We start from the raw sequence: 16,474 nt of genomic DNA, 5'->3' as shown, positions 1-16,474 counted from the left end.
CCCGGGTCGTGGCACGTCCCACATCCCGGCGCGTCAGCCGTGCATCACCGCAGCGATCTCCTCGACGGCCGCCATCGGGGTGCGCACGCGGTGCACGTTGGGCAGCCACAGCTCCGGGGCGTCGGAGCCGAGGAGGAAGACGTCGACGTCGCCGCGCTCGGAGACGGTGCGCACGAGCTCCTCGGCGCCGTCCGGGCTGCCGAGGACCGCGAGCACGCGAGCGTGCCGCTCCTCCACGGCGCGGAGCACCTGGTCCCCGCCACGGACCTGCTCCGCCCGCAGCACCCGCGCCCTGACCCCGCGCTCGGCGAGCCCGCCGCCGATCACGTGGGCCCGGACGCGCCGCTCCTCGCTCGCGCACAGCAGGGCGGTCCCGGTCGACCCGTCGGGCGAGGGCTCGTTCGCGACGACGTCGCGCACGGCGGCGAGCACCGCCCCGACGAGCACGGCCTCGGGGTCGGCGCCCGGGCGGTCGGAGCGGTCCCGCTGCCCGAGCATCGACAGCGCCGGCTTGGCCAGCGTGGTCCAGGCCCGCACGATGCCCTTCTCCCCCACCTCCTGGTCGAACATGCGCTGCACGCGGGGCGGGTCCGGCTCCACCGCCGCGGCGGCGAGCGAGAGCGGGTCGACGAGGACCCGCTCGTGCGGCTCGGGGCGGTGCCGCCCGCCGGCCGACTCCTCCGGCGGGGGCGCCGCGGTGGGGTCGGCCGGGTCGTACGCCGCCGCGGCGCGCGCCGCGTCCGCGGGAGCGACACCCTGGAGCGTGAGCTGACGCATCCGCTCGAGCCGGGCGACGTCGTCCGGCGAGTAACGACGGTGCGCCCCGGCCTCGTGGGCCGACGGCCCGAGCCCGTAGCGCCGGTCCCAGGTGCGCAGGGTCGACGCGGCCACACCCAGTCGGCCGGCCACCGCGGCCACGGTCAGCGGGGCGCCGCCCGGCGCGTGCGCGCGGGACCGCTTCGGCGCGCGGCCGGCGCCGTCGGGCCTGCCGCCGCGAGTGCCCGACCGCTCCCGCTCACCGATGTCCGCAGCGTCCTCGGGCGCGGACGGGCCGGCGCTGCGCTCCATCCTCATGAAGCGATCTTGACGCGGTAGGAGGTCCCCTGCCACTCCGGCGCGCGGCGCGTCATGGACGACTCACTCCTGAATCAGTTCCGGCAGGGTCTTGAACAAGTTGTGCATCGCTTGCTAGGTTGCTCACAGCGTTGTTCACAGCAACGGTTCTCGAATCGATTTCCGACGACGGAAGGACAGGCGACATGGCTGAGCTCTCGAGGCTTCCCGGACCCGTGATGGACCTGTGGGAGTGGCAGTACGAGGGGGCGTGCCGCGAGGCCGACCCGGACCTCTTCTTCCACCCGGAGGGTGAGCGTGGCGGCACCCGCCGACGCCGCGACGAGGCGGCCAAGGCGATCTGCGCCACCTGCCCCGTGATCCAGCAGTGCCGGGAGCACTCCCTCGCCGTGCGCGAGCCCTACGGGGTGTGGGGCGGCCTCAGCGAGGACGAGCGCCAGGCCATCCTCGCCCGCCCAGTGCGCAAGGCCTCCTGAGCATCTCGGGAGCCAGGCTCCCGAGCACGGCCTCGGCGCGCGGCTCCGACCTGCGCGAGCACGCGCCCCGGCCTGAGCCTTCCGAGCACGACGAAGCCCCGGTCTCCTCAGGGAGACCGGGGCTTCGTGCGTCAGCTAGCGGCTGATCACTTCTCGACGACCGCGAGGATGTCGCGCGCGGAGAGGATGAGGTACTCCTCGCCGGCGTACTTCACCTCGGTACCGCCGTACTTGCTGTAGATGACGACGTCGCCGACGGCGACGTCCAGCGGGACGCGGTTGCCGTTGTCGTCGACGCGGCCCGGGCCGATCGCCAGGACGGTGCCCTCCTGGGGCTTCTCCTTGGCGGTGTCCGGGATGACGAGACCAGAAGCCGTGGTCTGCTCGGCCTCGAGGGTCTGAACGACGATACGGTCCTCGAGCGGCTTGATGGAGACCGACACTGCGGACCTCCCCTTCGCGTGAGAGTTGGACGGATGAAGGTTGTGTCACCTTCGCCGCCGCGCCCGCCGTCGCGGGGGCCGGACGCGTCGTCTCCGGTGAACGTCGCCGCGACCCCGAAGGGTCGCGCCTGGCACAAATCTAGGCGGCGGTTAGCACTCGGTCAAGGTGAGTGCCAATGGCGGCGGACGACGCGGGGACTGGCAGTATCGAGCGGTGGACGAACGCTCCCTGACCAAGCTCCTCGCGCCGGAGGGCTGGGCCCTGCTCTCGCAGCTCCCGCCCTACTCGGAGGAGGCCGCGCTGCGGATCTCCACCGGTCTGCACGAGCGGGGGATGGACCCTGACCTCGTGGCCGCGGCACTGACGCAGTCACGACTGCGCGCCAGGGCGGTGGGCAAGTTCGGCGACTTCGCCGCCGGCATGCTCTTCACCCCCGCCGGCCTGGAGCAGGCCACCCGGCTCAGCGTCGCCGCGCACCACGCGCGCCGCTACGCCGACGCCGGAGCCACCCTGGTCGCCGACCTCGGCTGCGGCCTGGGCGGGGACGCCATGGCGCTCTCGGCGCTCGGGGTCCCGGTCCTCGCGGTCGAGGCCGACGAGGCGACGGCGGCCCTCGCCACCGTGAACCTGCGCTTCTTCCCCTCCGCCACGGTCCGTCACGCCGACGCCATGACCCTGGACCTCGCCGCCGAGGGGGTCGACGCGGTCTTCGCGGACCCGGCCCGGCGCACGCGCGGCGGGCGGCGCGTGTTCGACCCGGGCGCCTACACCCCGCCGCTGGACGCGGTGCTGGCGCTCCGCGCCGACGTGCCGGCCCTCGGGATGAAGGTCGCACCGGGGATCCCCTACTCCTTCCTGCCCGGGGACGCCCACGCCCAGTGGGTGAGCGTGGACGGCGACGTCGTGGAGGCCGGCCTCTGGTTCGGCCCCCTGGCACCCGAGGGCCCGGGGCGCTCGGCCCTGGTGCTCGCCGGGGACGACGCGCACGTGCTCACCGAGAGCGAGCAGGTGCGCGGCACGCCGGCCGGGGCGCCCGACGCGCCCGCGCGCTCCGCCGTCGTCCGTGAGGTCGGCGAGTACCTCTACGAGCCCGACGGCGCGGTCATCCGGGCCGGGCTGGTGGCCCGCGTGGCGGAGGACCTCGACGCCGGCGTGGTGAGCGAGGACATCGCGTACCTGACGGGCGACACCCTGACCCCCACGCCGTTCGCCCGGGCCTACCGGGTCCAGGACCACTTCGTCTTCAGCCTCAAGCGGCTGCGCGCCTACCTGCGCGAGCGGGACGTCGGGCGGGTCGAGATCAAGAAGCGCGGCACCGCCGTCGAGCCGGAGCAGCTGCGCCGCCAGCTCTCCCTGAAGGGGTCCGCGGCCGCGACCGTGGTGCTGACGCGGCTGGGCGGCCGCCAGAGCGTCGTCGTCGTCGAGCGGGTGTAGCGGCGCAGGACCGCACCCGCCGGCCGCTCGAGACTGCCGATCCGGTCGTGCAGTGCGACCGGATCAGCAGTCTCGCCGCGCCAGGTCCCGCCCCGGCACGCCGCGTCAGCCGGAGATGACGACCTTCAGCGCCTTGGACTCGGCGGCCTTGGAGAACGTGTCGTAGGCCTCGAGCATCTGGTCGAAGGTGAAGCGGTGCGTCGCGAAGTTCTCCGCCGCGAGCTTGTGCTGGGCGACGAGCTTGAGGAGCATCGACGTCGTCGAGGTGCTGACCAGGCCCATCGTGATGGCGATGTCCTTGATCCACATCTCGTCCAGGGGCAGCTCCACCCCCTTGCCGTGCACGCCGACGTTGGCGATGGTGCCGCCCGGCCGGACGATCTTCGTGCAGGCCTCGAAGGTCGCGGGGATGCCGACCGCCTCGATCGCGACGTCGACGCCCAGGCCGTCCGTCATGCCCATGACCTTCTCGACCCAGTCGGCGTCGCCGCTGTTGACGCTGTCCGTGGCGCCGAAGCCCTTCGCCTGGTCGAGCCGGTTGTCGTCGAGGTCGACGGCGATGATCCGCGCCGCCCCGTAGAGGCCGGCCGTCATCATGGCGGCGAGGCCGACAGGACCGGCCCCGATGACGGCGACGACGTCGCCCGGCTTCACGCGCCCGTAGCGCACGCCGATCTCGAAGCCGGTCGGCAGGATGTCGGACAGCATGACGGCGGCCTCGTCGCTGACGCCCTCGGGAACCTTGTAGACGGAGTTGTCGGCGAACGGGACGCGGACGTACTCCGCCTGGGTGCCGTCGATGAGGTGCCCGAAGATCCAGCCGATCCCGGACGCGCCCTCCTCGGCGAGGCAGTGGGCGTACAGCCCCTGGTGGCAGTACGAGCAGGAGCCGCACGCGCTGATGCAGGAGATGATGACGCGGTCGCCGACCGCGACGGTGGAGACCGCGTCGCCGACCTCGGTCACGGTCCCGACACCCTCGTGGCCGAGGATGCGGCCGTCGGTCACCGCGGGGACGTCCCCCTTGAGGATGTGCAGGTCGGTGCCGCAGATGGTGGTGGTGTCGACCTTCACGATGATGTCGGTCGGATCGATGATCTTCGGGTCCGGGACCTCGTCCCAGGACTTCTTCCCGGGGCCGTGATAGACGAGCGCCCTCATGACAACCTCCTTGTCGTCGGTCCCGGCCCGTCGGGCCGGCGGCGCGGTTCGCGCCAGGTCCACCGTGCCGCGACGATCGCGCCGTCGCGTGGGACCACGGTCCCCCTCGTCACCCGGGCCTGCAAGCCCTTTCGGCTCCCTTCGCGAGCCGGATCTCGCCGTCCCACGGACGCTCGCCCACGGCCCCCACGAGCGCCCGCCACGAGCAGGTTCGCGCGGCCCCGGCCGCGGCGGCAGACTCTGAGGCGTGAACCTTCCCTTCGCCCCGTCCGGGCGGTCCTCGGTCGGCATCGAGTGGGAGCTGCAGCTGCTCGACGCCGACTCGGGCGATCTGCGCCAGGCCGCCGAGACGGTCCTGGCGGGGGTCGCCGGACCGGAGGGCCGGCCGCATCCCCACGTCCACCCCGAGCTCCTGGTCAACACCGTCGAGGTGGTCTCCGGCGTGTGCCGCACGGTCGGCGGGGCGGCGGCGGACCTGCAGCGCGCGATCGACGACCTGCGCGCCGTGACCGATCCCCTCCGTATCGAGCTCGCCAGCGCCGGCTCCCACCCGTTCGCGCGCCCCGCGTACCAGCGCGTGACCAACCGCGAGCGCTACGCCACCCTGATCGACCGCACCCGCTGGTGGGGCCGGCAGATGCTGCTGTACGGCGTGCACGTGCACGTCGGCATCGAGGACCGCTCCAAGGTGCTGCCCATCATGCAGGCCCTGCTCACGCGGTTCGCGCACCTGCAGTCGCTGTCCGCCTCCTCGCCGTTCTGGGGCGGTGAGAACACCGGTTACGCGTCCAACCGCGCCATGATGTTCCAGCAGCTGCCCACCGCCGGCGTGCCCTACCAGTTCGACCGCTGGGAGGACCTCGAGAGCTACGTCGACGACATGACGCGCACCGGCGTCATCGACACCTTCTCCGAGCTGCGGTGGGACATCCGCCCCTCCCCCTCCCTGGGGACGATCGAGGTCCGGGTGTGCGACGCCGCGACCAACATGCAGGAGCTGCGCGCCACCTCGGCCCTGACGCACTGCCTGGTGGAGCACTACTCCGACATGCTCGACCGTGGCGAGCAGCTGCCCACCGCTCCCCGGTGGTTCGTGGTGGAGAACAAGTGGCGCTCCGCCCGGTACGGCATGGACGCGATCCTCATCCGGGACGGCTCGGGGGACGAGGAGCTCGTCACCGACACCGTGGCGGCCATGCTCGTCGAGCTGGAGCCGGTGGCGGAGCGCCTCGGCTGCGCCGAGGACCTCGCCCTGGTCGGGAAGATCCTCGACGACGGCGCCTCCTACCAGCGTCAGCTCCGCGTCGCCCAGGGTGCCGACCTCGATGCCGTCGTCACCTCGCTCATCGAAGAGATGCGCGCCGGCCGCCCTCTCTGAGGCCGGTCGGCGGAGCAGCACCACCTCCGCGCGCTCCGCACGCGACGCCGGGCGGTCGGGCTCGACGCCGGGCGGTCGGGCTCGACGCCGGGCGCTCAGGACTCGACGCCGGGGCGGTCGGGCTCGACGCCAGCGCGGTCCGGACTCGACGCCAGGGTGTACGGGAGCCCGGCCCGGCACCGCATCTCTGTACTCGCCGACACCTGCTATTTGCTGATACCGAGTAGCGCCTATAGCCTGCGTCCATGGCAGAACGCCCCCCGGCCACCCGGGACCCCCAGCTCCTCAAGGGCGTCCTGCCCATGCTGGTGCTCGCCCTGCTCCGTGAGCAGGACTCCTACGGCTACGAGCTCGTGACACGGCTGCGGGACTCGGGCCTGACCGACGTCTCGACGGGGTCGGTGTACCCCGTGCTGACACGGCTCGAGCGCGACGGCCACCTGGCCTCCTACCTCGTGCCTTCCGCGCAGGGGCCGGCGCGGAAGTACTACACCCCCACCGACGCCGGCCTCACTCACCTCAGCGTCCAGCGACGCAGCTGGCAGCAGCTCGGCGACGTCGTCGCCGTCGTCCTGACCCCCGGCCCGCGCCGGGCCCGACCCGCCCCGGAGGCACGACCATGACCGCACCCACCCCGGCCGCCCCGGCCGTGCCCCGTCCAGGTCTGCGCGACCGGCTCCGCCGCGAGCGGTACCTGCTCGCGCTCGTGCTGTGGCTGGACGACGACTACCCGTCGGCGCAGCGCCGGGCCCTCGTCGAGCAGCTGCGCGGCGACCTCGACGCCGCCGCCGCGGACACCTCCATGCACGAGGCGATCCGGTCGCTCGGCCCGGCCCGACGGCTGGCCGCCGAGTACAGCGAGCTGCTCGACCCGCGGCGGCCCCGCTGGGGGCTCGGCGCGGCAGCCGCCGCCGGGTGGCTCACCGTCTGGCTGCTGGCCGCCGCGGTCTTCGCCTCCGCACTGTGGCAGGTTGCCCCGGCCGCGGGAGCCGACGGCGCGACGGCGCGCCTGCTGTGGGCCGAGCTCACCGTCGTCAACACACCGCGGGAGACCTCCGTCGGGTGGCAGGAGGGCTTCCCCTGGACCCTCGTCGTCGCTCTCGCGGCCTTCGTCGCGGCCGCACGCCCGTGGCGGGCGGTGCCGGCACTGCGCGGGCGCGCCGGGAGAGCCACCGGGCAGAGCTGACTCTCTGACGCCGCGGCGCCCCGAGCCGCCCCGGGCACCCTCAGCCGGCGTGGGGCAGGCGTCCTGCTCTCAGACCCGCACGAGCTCCAGCGGCATGCCCGAGTCGGTCGGCAGGTCCAGCGGCGACGGCGCCGCGCCGGACCGCACGAGCGCCGAGCCCAGTGCCGCGATCATGGCCCCGTTGTCGGTGCAGTAGCGGATGGGCGGGATCCGCACGGTGATGCCACGCTCCGCCGCCCGCTCGGCGGCGAGCTCGCGCAGCCGGGAGTTCGCGGAGAACCCTCCGCCGATGACGAGGGTGTCGCACCCGCTGCGTTCGCAGGCCGCGAGCGACTTGGTGACCAGCACGTCGGCGACGGCCTCAGAGAAGCCTGCTGCGACGTCGGCCGCGGGCACCTCCTCCCCGCGGTCCTGGCAGGCCTCGACGTACCGCGCCACGGCGGTCTTGAGGCCGGAGAAGGAGAAGTCGTAGGGGTGGCGCGCCTTGTCCTTGCCCGAGGTCAGGCCGCGCGGGAAGCGGATGGCGTCCCGGTCGCCCTCGCGGGAGAGCCTGTCGACGTGAGGGCCGCCGGGGTACGGCAGGCCCAGGAGGCGGCCGACCTTGTCGAACGCCTCGCCCGCCGCGTCGTCGAGGGTCTGCCCGAGCTCGACGACGCCGGTGGCGATGTCGTCGACCAGCAGCAGGGACGTGTGGCCGCCGGAGACCACCAGCGCGACGAACCGGTCGGGGAACGGGCCGTGCACGAGCTCGTCGACGGCCGCGTGGCCGATGACGTGGTTGACCCCGTAGAGCGGCTTGCCGGTCGCGAGCGCGAGGGCCTTGGCGCCGGAGACGCCGACGGTGAGCGAGCCGACGAGGCCCGGCCCCGCCGTGACGGCGATGCCGTCGAGCTGACCGAGGTCGACGTCGGCGGCCTCGAGCGCGGCGTCCAGGGTGGGGACGAAGGCCTCCAGGTGGGCGCGCGAGGCGACCTCCGGGACGATGCCGCCGTACCGGGCGTGCTCCTCCATGGAGGACGCGGTGACGTCGGCGAGCAGCTCCCGGCCACGCACGACGGCGAAGCCGGTCTCGTCGCAGGAGGTCTCGATGCCGAGGATGAGAGGTTCGCTCACCGGACCAGGGTAGTCGCGCCCGCGCGTGCCGCCGACCGGTGCCGTGGCCGTCAGGCGGAGCCGACCGCGATCCGCGGGATCGCGGCGATGAGCCGCTTCGTGTACGGCTCCTTCGGGTCGTCAAGGATCTCACGCGTGCTGCCCTGCTCGACCACCCGGCCGTCCTTGAGCACGACGGTGCGCTCGCACAGCGCCGCGACGGCGCTGACGTCGTGGGAGACCATGACCACGGTGAGGCCCTTCTCCCGCTTGAGCCGCTCGAGCAGGCCGATGACGCCGAGCCGGGTGCTGAGGTCGAGCGCGCTGACCGGCTCGTCGGCCAGCAGCACCTGGGGCCCGGTCACGAGCGCCCGGGCGATGGCGATGCGCTGGCGCTGACCGCCGGAGAACTCGTGCGGGTACCGGCCCGCGACGTCCGCCTCGAGGTCGACCGACGCCAGGGCGTCGAGCACCGCGGCCCGGGCCGCCCGGCCGCGGCTGAGCCGGAGCGAGACCAGCGGCTCGGCGACGATCCGGTCCACGCGCTGGCGCGGGTCCAGCGAGGAGTAGGGGTCCTGGAACACCACCTGCACCCGCCGGCGGAACCCGCGGCGGCGCCCGCTGTCGGACAGGTCCAGCGGCGCGCCGTCGAGCAGCACCCGGCCCGCCGTCGGCCGGGCCAGCCCCAGCAGCAGCGAGAGGGCGGTGGACTTCCCGGACCCCGACTCCCCCACGACGCCGAGGCTCACCCCCTCCTCGACGGGGAGCGTCACCCCGTCCAGGGCGGCGGCGTGCGCCCCGCGGTAGCGGTAGGTCACGTCGTCGAGGCCGAGCAGCGCGGTCATCGGTGCTCCACCGCCGTCGCGTCCCGTCCCGCGGCGGGCGGTCGCCCGCCGAGCGTGGCGTCGAGCGTCCGGGCGCTCTCGACGAGCCGCTGCGTGTAGGGGTGGCGCGGGGCGGCGACGAGCTCGGCGACGTCCCCCTCCTCCACGACCGCGCCGGACCGCATGACGATGACCCGCTGCACCACCTGGGAGACCACCGCCATGTCGTGCGAGACGAACACCAGCGCGGTTCCGCGCTCGCGCACCACGCGCAGCAGCAGCTCGAGGATCTCCGCCTGGACGGTGACGTCGAGGGCGGTGGTGGGTTCGTCGGTGATCAGGACCGTGGGGTCGCACGCGAGCGCCATCGCGATCGCCACGCGCTGGCGCTGACCGCCGGACATCTCGTGCGGAAAGGACCTGGCCAGCCGCTCCGGCTCCGGGAGGGAGACCTCGGCCATGAGGTCGAGCACCGCCGCGCGCAGCGCCGCCCCGCGCAACCCGCGGTGGCGCCGCAGCGGGCCGCCGATCTGCCGACCGACCCGCATCAGGGGGTCGAGGGCGGTCAGGGGCTCCTGGAAGACGAGGGCGACGGCGGAGCCTCGCACGCGGTTCAGAGTCGCCTCGGGCGCGCCCACGACCTCCGTGCCCGCGAGGCGGACCGAGCCGCGGGCGGTGAGCCCGGGCGCGAGCAGTCCGGCGACGGCCAGGGAGGTGAGGGACTTGCCGGAGCCGGACTCGCCGATGACGCCGAGCCGCTCCCCCGGGTGCAGGGTGAAGGAGACGTCGTCGACGAGGCGCTGTCCGCCGTCGGCCTCGACGGTGAGGCGGTCGACCGCGAGCACGGGGGCGCCGTCGTTCATCGGTTCCCCCTCCGGGCCGGGTCGAAGCGGTCGCGCAGGCCGTCCGCGAGGAAGTTGGCCCCCAGGACCATGGCGACGATGACGAGTCCGGGCGCGATCGCGGCCCACGGCGCCGTGGTCACGGTGCCCTGGGCCTCCTGCAGGAGGCGGCCCAGCGAGGCGTTCGGCGGCGGCACGCCCAGTCCGAGGTAGGACAGGCTCGCCTCGGCCAGCACGGCCACGCCGAACAGGACGGCGACGTTGACCACGAGGCTCGGCCAGATGTTCGGCAGCACGTGCCGGACCACCAGCCCGAGGGTGCCGGTGCCGGACGTGCGGGCGGCGGTGACGTACTGCTGCGCGAGCACACGCCGGCTCAGGATGCGGGTGAAGCGCGCCGCGATGGCGGAGGAGCCGATCCCGATGGCGAGCACGACGGTCCACATGCTCGAGCCCTGCGCGGCGACGACGAGCATGGCGAGCAGGAGCGTCGGGAACGCGATGAGGATGTCGAGGGCGGAGGCGACGGTGTCGTCGAGCCACGGCGGCGTGAGGGCGGCGAGGACGCCGACGAGCACCCCGATCACGATCGCCACCGCCGTGGCCCCGAGGCCGACGGTGAGCGCGATGCGGGTGCCGACCATCGTCTGGCTGAACAGGTCGCGGCCGAGCGTGTCCGTGCCCAGCCAGTGCTGCGGGCCGGGCGGCTCCAGCCGCCCGCCGGAGGTGTCGGAGAGCTCGTAGGGCAGCCAGACGAGCGACACCAGCGCCACGGCGGTCACGACGGCGAGCAGCACGAGACCGATGACCAGGGTGGGCGAGCGGCGGCGCCGGCGGCGACCGGCGCCCGTGGCCCCCGTGCCCGCCGGACCGGCGGCGGGTGCACCCTCGGCGGGGTCGACCGCGACGGGCTCGAGATCCGGCGTCGTCATGCCGCCCTCCCCGCCGTGCGGGCCCGCAGCCGGGGGTCGACGACCCGCTGGAGGACGTCGGCGGCGAAGCCGATGAGGAGCACCAGGAGGGTGGTGACGAGGAGGACGCCCTGGATGCTCGGGTAGTCGTGCTGCGCGATCGCGCGGACGAGCATGCTGCCCAGACCGGGCAGGGAGAAGACGCTCTCGACGACCACGGCACCGAGCAGGGTCGTCGCCAGCTCCACCCCGAGGATCGCGATGACCGGCACCGAGGCGTTGCGCGCCCCGTGCCGCCAGAACGCGCGCGGGAGGCTGCTGCCCAGGGAGCGGGCGGTGCGCAGGTAGTCGCTGCCCAGCGCGTCCTGGGAGGCGGAGCGCACGTACCGGGCGAGGGAGGCGGTCATCACCGTGACGATGGTCGCGACCGGCAGGGCGAGGTAGCGCAGCGTCTCGGCCGGCTCCTCCCAGCCCTCGCGCGGGTAGCCGCCGGAGGGGTACAGGCCCAGGGTCAGCGCGAAGACCCACACCAGGATCATGCCGACCCAGAACACCGGGACCGCGATGCCGAGCTGCGCCAGCCCCGAGAGCGCGATCCCGTACCACCGGTCCGCCCGGTAGGCGGCCACGAAGCCGACGACGCTCGCCAGGACGGCGGCGATGACGAAGGAGATGAGCGTGAGGGGGATCGTCACCGCGAGGCGGTCCACGACGTCGGGCAGCACCTCGCGCCCGCTGATGAACGACGTGCCGAGGTTGCCGGAGAGAACCTGCCCGACCCAGGTGGTGAGCTGCGTGAGCACCGGCTCGTCGGCCCCGACCTGCTCACGGGCCGCGGCGATCTGCTCCGGGGTCGCGTCGATCGAGAGCAGCGCGTTCGCCGGGTCGCCGGGCAGCAGGCGCAGCAGCGCGAAGATCACCACCATCGCGACGGCGAGGGAGAGCACCAGGAACAGCGTCCGCCGGGCGACGTAACGGGTCACTGGAACCTCCTCTCGTCGTCGTGGCCGCGTGGCGCGGACCGGACGCCCCGGGGCGCCGGTCCGCTCGGTTGTCAGGCTGTCAGCTCTTGGTGATGTCGTAGACGAAGAACTGGGAGTTCAGGCCGTTGACCGGGTAGCCGGTGACGTCGCTGGAGGAGACGACGATCTGCGGGTACAGGTACAGCCACGCGCTGGCCGCGTCCTCCGCGATCTGCCGGTTCACCTGGAGCAGCTTCGCGGTCTGCTCCTCCGGGGTCTTGGCCTGCTCGGCCTCCTTCACCCACGCAGTGACCTGCGGGTTGTCGTAGCCCCAGTAGAAGTCGGGGTTCCCGTACCAGACGACGTCGCGGTCGTTGACGTGCTCCTGGAGCGTGGCCTCGAAGTCGTGGTTCTGGAAGACCTTCGTGTACCACTCGTCGGCGGAGATCGGGTTGATCTTCACGGTGATGCCCACCTTGGCCAGCTCGCTCTGCACGAACTCGGCCACGGTCGGGTGGGGGTCGTAGGTGGGGGTGTCGAGCGTGAAGGAGAACCCGTCCGGGTAGCCCGCCTCGGCGAGGAGCTTCTCGGAGAGGGCAGGGTCGTAGGGGTTGACGTCGGTGAGGTCCTCGTACCAGGGGTCCGTCGGCGGGACCATCGAGCCGATGAGCGTCCCGTAGTCGCCCCAGATCGAGCTGAGCAGCTTCTCGCGGTCGATCGCCGAGTAGACGGCCTTGCGGACCTGGACGTTGTCGAACGGCGCGACCCGGTCGTTGAAGGCGAGGAGCTCCTTGGTGGTGGAGGTGCCCTCCGCGATCGTGTAGTCCGGTTTGTTCTCGAACTGCGCCAGGGCGTCGGGGCTCTGGACCGAGGTGAGGACGTCGACCTCGTTGGTCAGCAGGGCGTTGCCCATGGCGCTGGCGTCGGTGAAGTAGTGGAACACGACCTCGGCGTTGGCCGCGGGGTCGCCCCAGTACTCGTCCCACCGGTTCAGCGTCAGGCTCGAGCCGCGGGTCCAGTCCCCGACGGTGTAGGGCCCGGTGCCGTCCTCCTGCGTCTTGAGGTCCCCGGCGTCGGTGTTGACGATCCAGACGTAGCTGAGGTTGTAGGGGAAGGAGATCGAGGGCGTGTCGAGCGTGAAGACGACCGTCCGGTCGTCGGTGGCCTCCACGGAGGCGAGCGGCTCGAACGAGGACTTCCGGGCGGACTGGGAGTTCTCCGCGACGACCCGCTCGACGCTCTTGCGAACGTCCTCGGCGGTGAGCTTCTTGCCGGAGTGGAACGTGACGCCGTCGCGGAGGGTGACGGTGTAGGTGAGACCGTCGTCGCTGACCGTGTAGTCCTCGGCCAGGAGGTTCTCGACCTCGCCGTCGTCGGTCAGCTTGAACAGGCCCTCGTACACGTTGCCGTTGAGCGCCTCGGTGACGCCCTGGCCCCCGCCGTCCACGTTGCTCAGGTTCTGCGGCTCGTACAGCGAGCCGACGTGGATCTCGGCGTCGGAGGCGCCTCCCCCGGTCGCGTCGTCACCACCGCCCCCGGACCCGCAGCCGACGACGAGTGCCATCGTGGCGAGCAGGGCGGCGACGGCCGGAAGGGTCCGGCGGTTGGTTCTCATCGATCGAAGTTCCTCTCACGACGGCGGACGCCCCGCCGTTCCTCAACCTAACCCCGACGACGGACGCGCGCCCACGTGGGCCGGCGCGGGTACCACGCCGTGAGACGGCGCGCGGGGCTCGTGCACGCGGCCCGGGCGCCCTCGCCCGAGCACGTGCGGTACGCGACGGCCGCCGCCCCCCGACCGCTGGGCGCGCCTGCGGAGGGGCACCCAGGTACCAGGCCCTGAGACGGCGCAGGCCCCCGGTCCGAGGACCGGGGGCCTGACTCGCGGGCGGATCTCCCGCGGGGGCGGCTGCCACGCGGGGCGGCGGGGCGCCGCACGCGGGGCCGGTGCTACTTGTTGCGCACGAGCGCGTGGCCGAGGTCGGCGTTGAGGGTGCTGATGACGTCGAGCGGGATCTCCTTCGGGCACACCGCGGCGCACTCGCCGATGTTCGTGCACCCGCCGAAGCCCTCGGCGTCCTGCTGCTGCAGCATGTTGACCACGCGGGCCTCACGCTCCGGCTGGCCCTGAGGCAGCAGGCCGAGGTGGGTGACCTTCGCGGCGGTGAACAGCATCGAGGAGGCGTTCGGGCACGCGGCCACGCAGGCGCCGCAGCCGATGCAGGCGGCGGCCTCGAAGGCGCGGTCCGCGTTCTCCTTGGGCACCGGGGTGGCGTGGGCGTCCGGGGCCGCGCCGGTGTTGACGGAGATGTAGCCGCCGGCCTGGATGATGCGGTCGAAGGCCGAGCGGTCCACGACGAGGTCCTTGATGACCGGGAACGCGCTGGCGCGCCACGGCTCGAGGGTGATCGTGTCGCCGTCCTTGAAGGAGCGCATGTGCAGCTGGCACGTGGTGGTGCGCTCCGGACCGTGGGCCTGGCCGTTGATCATGATGCCGCACATGCCGCAGATGCCCTCGCGGCAGTCGGAGTCGAACGCCACCGGGTCCTCGCCGCGGGCGGTGAGCTCCTCGTTGAGGACGTCGAGCATCTCGAGGAACGACATGTCCTCCGTGACACCCAGAAGCTCGTAGGCCACCAGGCGCGGCTCGGCGTGCGGGCCGGCCTGGCGCATGACTTTGAGGGTGATCTTCACTTGTAGCTCCGCTGCTTCATCTCGACGTACTCGTAGTTCAGCTCTTCCTTGTGCAGGACCGGCGCGCCGTCGGTCCCGCCCCACTCCCACGCGGCGACGTAGGCGAACTCGTCGTCGTGGCGCAGCGCCTCGCCGTCCTCGGTCTGGGACTCGGCCCGGAAGTGACCGCCGCAGGACTCGCGGCGGTGCAGGGCGTCGATGCACATGAGCTCACCCAGCTCGAGGAAGTCGGCCACCCGGCCGGCCCGCTCGAGCGCCTGGTTCAGCTCGTCGGCCTCGCCGAGGACCTTCACCTCGCGCCAGAACTCCTCGCGCAGCGCCCGGATGAGCTCGATCGCCTTCTGCAGCCCCTGCTCGCTGCGCTCCATGCCGCAGTACTCCCACATGATGTGGCCGAGCTCCTTGTGGAAGGAGTCGACCGAGCGGGTGCCGTTGGTGCTCAGCAGGTGGTGGATGCGGGCCTGCACGGACTCCCGGGCCTCGACGACGGCGGGGTGGCTGTCCGGGATCTTCTCGAACGGCGCGTCCGCCAGGTAGTCGTTGATCGTGTTCGGCAGCACGAAGTACCCGTCGGAGAGGCCCTGCATCAGCGCGGACGCGCCGAGCCGGTTGGCGCCGTGGTCGGAGAAGTTCGCCTCGCCGGTCACGAACAGGCCCGGGATGGTCGACTGCAGGTCGTAGTCGACCCACAGCCCGCCCATCGTGTAGTGCACGGCCGGGTAGATGCGCATCGGGACCTCGTACGGGTCCTCGCCGGTGATGCGCTGGTACATGTCGAAGAGGTTGCCGTACTTCGCCGACACGGCTCCGCGGCCCAGGCGCCCGATGGCCTCGGCGAAGTCGAGGTACACGCCGCGGCGCACCCCCTCGACCTCCGGGCCGACGCCGCGGCCCTCGTCGCAGACGTTCTTCGCGGCGCGCGAGGCGATGTCGCGCGGCACGAGGTTGCCGAACGCCGGGTAGATGCGCTCGAGGTAGTAGTCGCGGTCCTCCTCGGGGATCTCCCGCGGGTCCTTGGTGCAGTCCTCCACGCGCTTGGGCACCCAGATCCGCCCGTCGTTGCGCAGCGACTCGGACATGAGCGTCAGCTTGGACTGGTACTCACCGGCCACCGGGATGCACGTGGGGTGGATCTGCGTGTAGCAGGGGTTGCCGAAGTAGGCGCCCTTACGGTGGGCCCGCCAGGTGGCGGTGACGTTGGAGCCCATCGCGTTCGTCGACAGGTAGAAGACGTTGCCGTAGCCGCCCGTGGCGAGGACGACGACGTCGGCCAGGTGGGTCTCGATCTCACCCGTGACCATGTCGCGGGCGATGATCCCGCGAGCCCGGCCGTCCACGACGACGAGCTCGAGCATCTCGTGACGGGCGTAGGTCTTCACCGTGCCGGCGGCCACCTGGCGCTCGAGCGCCTGGTAGGCGCCGATGAGCAGCTGCTGACCGGTCTGGCCGCGGGCGTAGAAGGTGCGGGAGACCTGGACGCCGCCGAAGGAGCGGTTGTCGAGGAGGCCGCCGTACTCGCGGGCGAACGGCACGCCCTGGGCGACGGCCTGGTCGATGATGTTCGCGCTGACCTCGGCCAGGCGGTAGACGTTCGACTCGCGAGAGCGGAAGTCGCCGCCCTTCACCGTGTCGTAGAACAGCCGGTAGACGGAGTCGTTGTCGTTCTTGTAGTTTTTCGCGGCGTTGATGCCGCCCTGGGCGGCGATCGAGTGTGCGCGCCGCGGGGAGTCCTGGTAGAAGAACGTGCTGACGTTGTAGCCCGCCTCCCCCAGGGTGGCCGCGGCGGAGGAGCCGGCCAGCCCGGTGCCGACGATGATGATGTGCATCTTGCGGCGGTTGGCCGGGTTGACGAGCCGGGCGGAGAACTTGCGCTCCTCCCAGCGGTTCTGCAGCGGTCCCGCCGGCGCCTTCGTGTCCGCGATGTCCGCGCCCTCGCGGTACAGGCCCGCGACGAGGTCGGTGGTCTCGATGGTGGAAGTCATCAGTAGTTCAGTCC

At 72.6% G+C, this 16,474-nt stretch carries 16 protein-coding genes; 5 read left to right on the top strand and 11 right to left on the bottom strand.

The window, feature by feature from the left end:
• Positions 1–33: 33 nt before the first annotated feature.
• Positions 34–1,074, bottom strand: coding sequence for a MerR family transcriptional regulator (locus ATJ97_RS20095; protein WP_211287248.1), 1,041 nt, complete (start codon positions 1,072–1,074; stop codon positions 34–36).
• A 185-nt stretch (positions 1,075–1,259) separates the two neighbouring features.
• On the opposite strand from ATJ97_RS20095, the gene ATJ97_RS14855 reads away from it, so the two are divergent.
• A complete protein-coding gene (locus tag ATJ97_RS14855; RefSeq protein ID WP_098484399.1) occupies positions 1,260–1,550 on the top strand; it encodes a WhiB family transcriptional regulator in 291 nt (96 codons plus the stop codon).
• A 146-nt stretch (positions 1,551–1,696) separates the two neighbouring features.
• Here ATJ97_RS14855 and groES read toward each other — a convergent pair whose 3' ends face one another.
• Positions 1,697–1,993, bottom strand: coding sequence for a co-chaperone GroES (gene groES / locus ATJ97_RS14850; RefSeq protein WP_098484398.1), 297 nt, complete (start codon positions 1,991–1,993; stop codon positions 1,697–1,699).
• A 214-nt stretch (positions 1,994–2,207) separates the two neighbouring features.
• Here groES and ATJ97_RS14845 point away from each other — a divergent pair, with 214 nt between their 5' ends.
• Positions 2,208–3,428, top strand: a complete 1,221-nt coding sequence (locus ATJ97_RS14845) for a class I SAM-dependent methyltransferase (RefSeq protein ID WP_098484397.1) — start codon at positions 2,208–2,210, stop codon at positions 3,426–3,428.
• A gap of 105 nt (positions 3,429–3,533) precedes the next feature.
• Here ATJ97_RS14845 and ATJ97_RS14840 read toward each other — a convergent pair whose 3' ends face one another.
• Positions 3,534–4,589 carry a zinc-dependent alcohol dehydrogenase family protein gene (locus ATJ97_RS14840; protein ID WP_098484396.1) on the bottom strand — a complete coding sequence of 352 codons (1,056 nt, stop codon included), beginning with the start codon at positions 4,587–4,589 and terminating at the stop codon, positions 3,534–3,536.
• 247 nt (positions 4,590–4,836) lie between these two features.
• Here ATJ97_RS14840 and ATJ97_RS14835 point away from each other — a divergent pair, with 247 nt between their 5' ends.
• The 3 genes from ATJ97_RS14835 (at position 4,837) to ATJ97_RS14825 (ending at position 7,153) form a co-directional block, all read left to right on the top strand.
• Entirely contained in the window at positions 4,837–5,967 is a 1,131-nt protein-coding gene (locus ATJ97_RS14835) for a glutamate--cysteine ligase (protein ID WP_098484395.1), read from the top strand.
• A gap of 245 nt (positions 5,968–6,212) precedes the next feature.
• Positions 6,213–6,590, top strand: a complete 378-nt coding sequence (locus tag ATJ97_RS14830) for a PadR family transcriptional regulator (RefSeq protein ID WP_098484394.1) — start codon at positions 6,213–6,215, stop codon at positions 6,588–6,590.
• Positions 6,587–7,153, top strand: a complete 567-nt coding sequence (locus ATJ97_RS14825) for a hypothetical protein (protein ID WP_098484393.1) — start codon at positions 6,587–6,589, stop codon at positions 7,151–7,153. The genes ATJ97_RS14830 and ATJ97_RS14825 overlap by 4 nt, the downstream gene beginning before the upstream one ends.
• A 69-nt stretch (positions 7,154–7,222) precedes the next feature.
• Here ATJ97_RS14825 and tsaD read toward each other — a convergent pair whose 3' ends face one another.
• The 8 genes from tsaD to ATJ97_RS14785 all read right to left on the bottom strand — a co-directional run bounded on the left by tsaD (position 7,223) and on the right by ATJ97_RS14785 (position 16,460).
• Entirely contained in the window at positions 7,223–8,266 is a 1,044-nt protein-coding gene (gene tsaD, locus ATJ97_RS14820) for a tRNA (adenosine(37)-N6)-threonylcarbamoyltransferase complex transferase subunit TsaD (RefSeq protein WP_098484392.1), read from the bottom strand.
• A gap of 50 nt (positions 8,267–8,316) precedes the next feature.
• Entirely contained in the window at positions 8,317–9,090 is a 774-nt protein-coding gene (locus tag ATJ97_RS14815) for an ABC transporter ATP-binding protein (protein ID WP_098484391.1), read from the bottom strand.
• Entirely contained in the window at positions 9,087–9,932 is an 846-nt protein-coding gene (locus ATJ97_RS14810) for an ATP-binding cassette domain-containing protein (protein WP_098484390.1), read from the bottom strand. The genes ATJ97_RS14815 and ATJ97_RS14810 overlap by 4 nt, the downstream gene beginning before the upstream one ends.
• Positions 9,929–10,843 (bottom strand): ABC transporter permease, encoded by a 915-nt coding sequence (locus tag ATJ97_RS14805; protein WP_098484389.1) that lies wholly within the window; start codon positions 10,841–10,843, stop codon positions 9,929–9,931. Before ATJ97_RS14805 ends, ATJ97_RS14810 begins: the two co-directional genes overlap by 4 nt.
• Entirely contained in the window at positions 10,840–11,805 is a 966-nt protein-coding gene (locus ATJ97_RS14800; protein ID WP_098484388.1) for an ABC transporter permease, read from the bottom strand. The genes ATJ97_RS14805 and ATJ97_RS14800 overlap by 4 nt, the downstream gene beginning before the upstream one ends.
• Positions 11,806–11,884: 79 nt before the next feature.
• Positions 11,885–13,399 (bottom strand): ABC transporter substrate-binding protein, encoded by a 1,515-nt coding sequence (locus ATJ97_RS14795; protein ID WP_098484387.1) that lies wholly within the window; start codon positions 13,397–13,399, stop codon positions 11,885–11,887.
• Between the two features lie 335 nt (positions 13,400–13,734).
• Positions 13,735–14,478: a succinate dehydrogenase/fumarate reductase iron-sulfur subunit gene (locus ATJ97_RS14790; RefSeq protein ID WP_098484386.1), complete on the bottom strand. Its 744-nt coding sequence runs from the start codon at positions 14,476–14,478 to the stop codon at positions 13,735–13,737.
• Complete coding sequence (locus tag ATJ97_RS14785; protein WP_098484385.1) at positions 14,475–16,460, bottom strand: fumarate reductase/succinate dehydrogenase flavoprotein subunit; 1,986 nt, start codon at positions 16,458–16,460, stop codon at positions 14,475–14,477. Before ATJ97_RS14785 ends, ATJ97_RS14790 begins: the two co-directional genes overlap by 4 nt.
• Between the last annotated feature and the right edge of the window lie 14 nt (positions 16,461–16,474).

Source organism: Georgenia soli, from assembly GCF_002563695.1.
GTDB lineage: Bacteria > Actinomycetota > Actinomycetes > Actinomycetales > Actinomycetaceae > Georgenia > Georgenia soli.
The sequence above is the reverse complement of the archived record's forward strand: the minus strand, read 5'-3'. Positions and strand labels throughout refer to the sequence as shown.

Bases quoted from the DNA above. Each gene is read 5' to 3' on its own strand.
- ATJ97_RS20095 (WP_211287248.1), bottom strand. From the start codon at position 1,074: ATGAGGATGGAGCGCAGCGCCGGCCCGTCCGCGCCCGAGGACGCTGCG.
- ATJ97_RS14855 (WP_098484399.1), top strand. From the start codon at position 1,260: ATGGCTGAGCTCTCGAGGCTTCCCGGACCCGTGATGGACCTGTGGGAG.
- ATJ97_RS14840 (WP_098484396.1), bottom strand. From the start codon at position 4,589: ATGAGGGCGCTCGTCTATCACGGCCCCGGGAAGAAGTCCTGGGACGAG.
- ATJ97_RS14830 (WP_098484394.1), top strand. From the start codon at position 6,213: ATGGCAGAACGCCCCCCGGCCACCCGGGACCCCCAGCTCCTCAAGGGC.
- ATJ97_RS14825 (WP_098484393.1), top strand. From the start codon at position 6,587: ATGACCGCACCCACCCCGGCCGCCCCGGCCGTGCCCCGTCCAGGTCTG.
- ATJ97_RS14815 (WP_098484391.1), bottom strand. From the start codon at position 9,090: ATGACCGCGCTGCTCGGCCTCGACGACGTGACCTACCGCTACCGCGGG.
- ATJ97_RS14810 (WP_098484390.1), bottom strand. From the start codon at position 9,932: ATGAACGACGGCGCCCCCGTGCTCGCGGTCGACCGCCTCACCGTCGAG.
- ATJ97_RS14805 (WP_098484389.1), bottom strand. From the start codon at position 10,843: ATGACGACGCCGGATCTCGAGCCCGTCGCGGTCGACCCCGCCGAGGGT.
- ATJ97_RS14795 (WP_098484387.1), bottom strand. From the start codon at position 13,399: ATGAGAACCAACCGCCGGACCCTTCCGGCCGTCGCCGCCCTGCTCGCC.
- ATJ97_RS14785 (WP_098484385.1), bottom strand. From the start codon at position 16,460: ATGACTTCCACCATCGAGACCACCGACCTCGTCGCGGGCCTGTACCGC.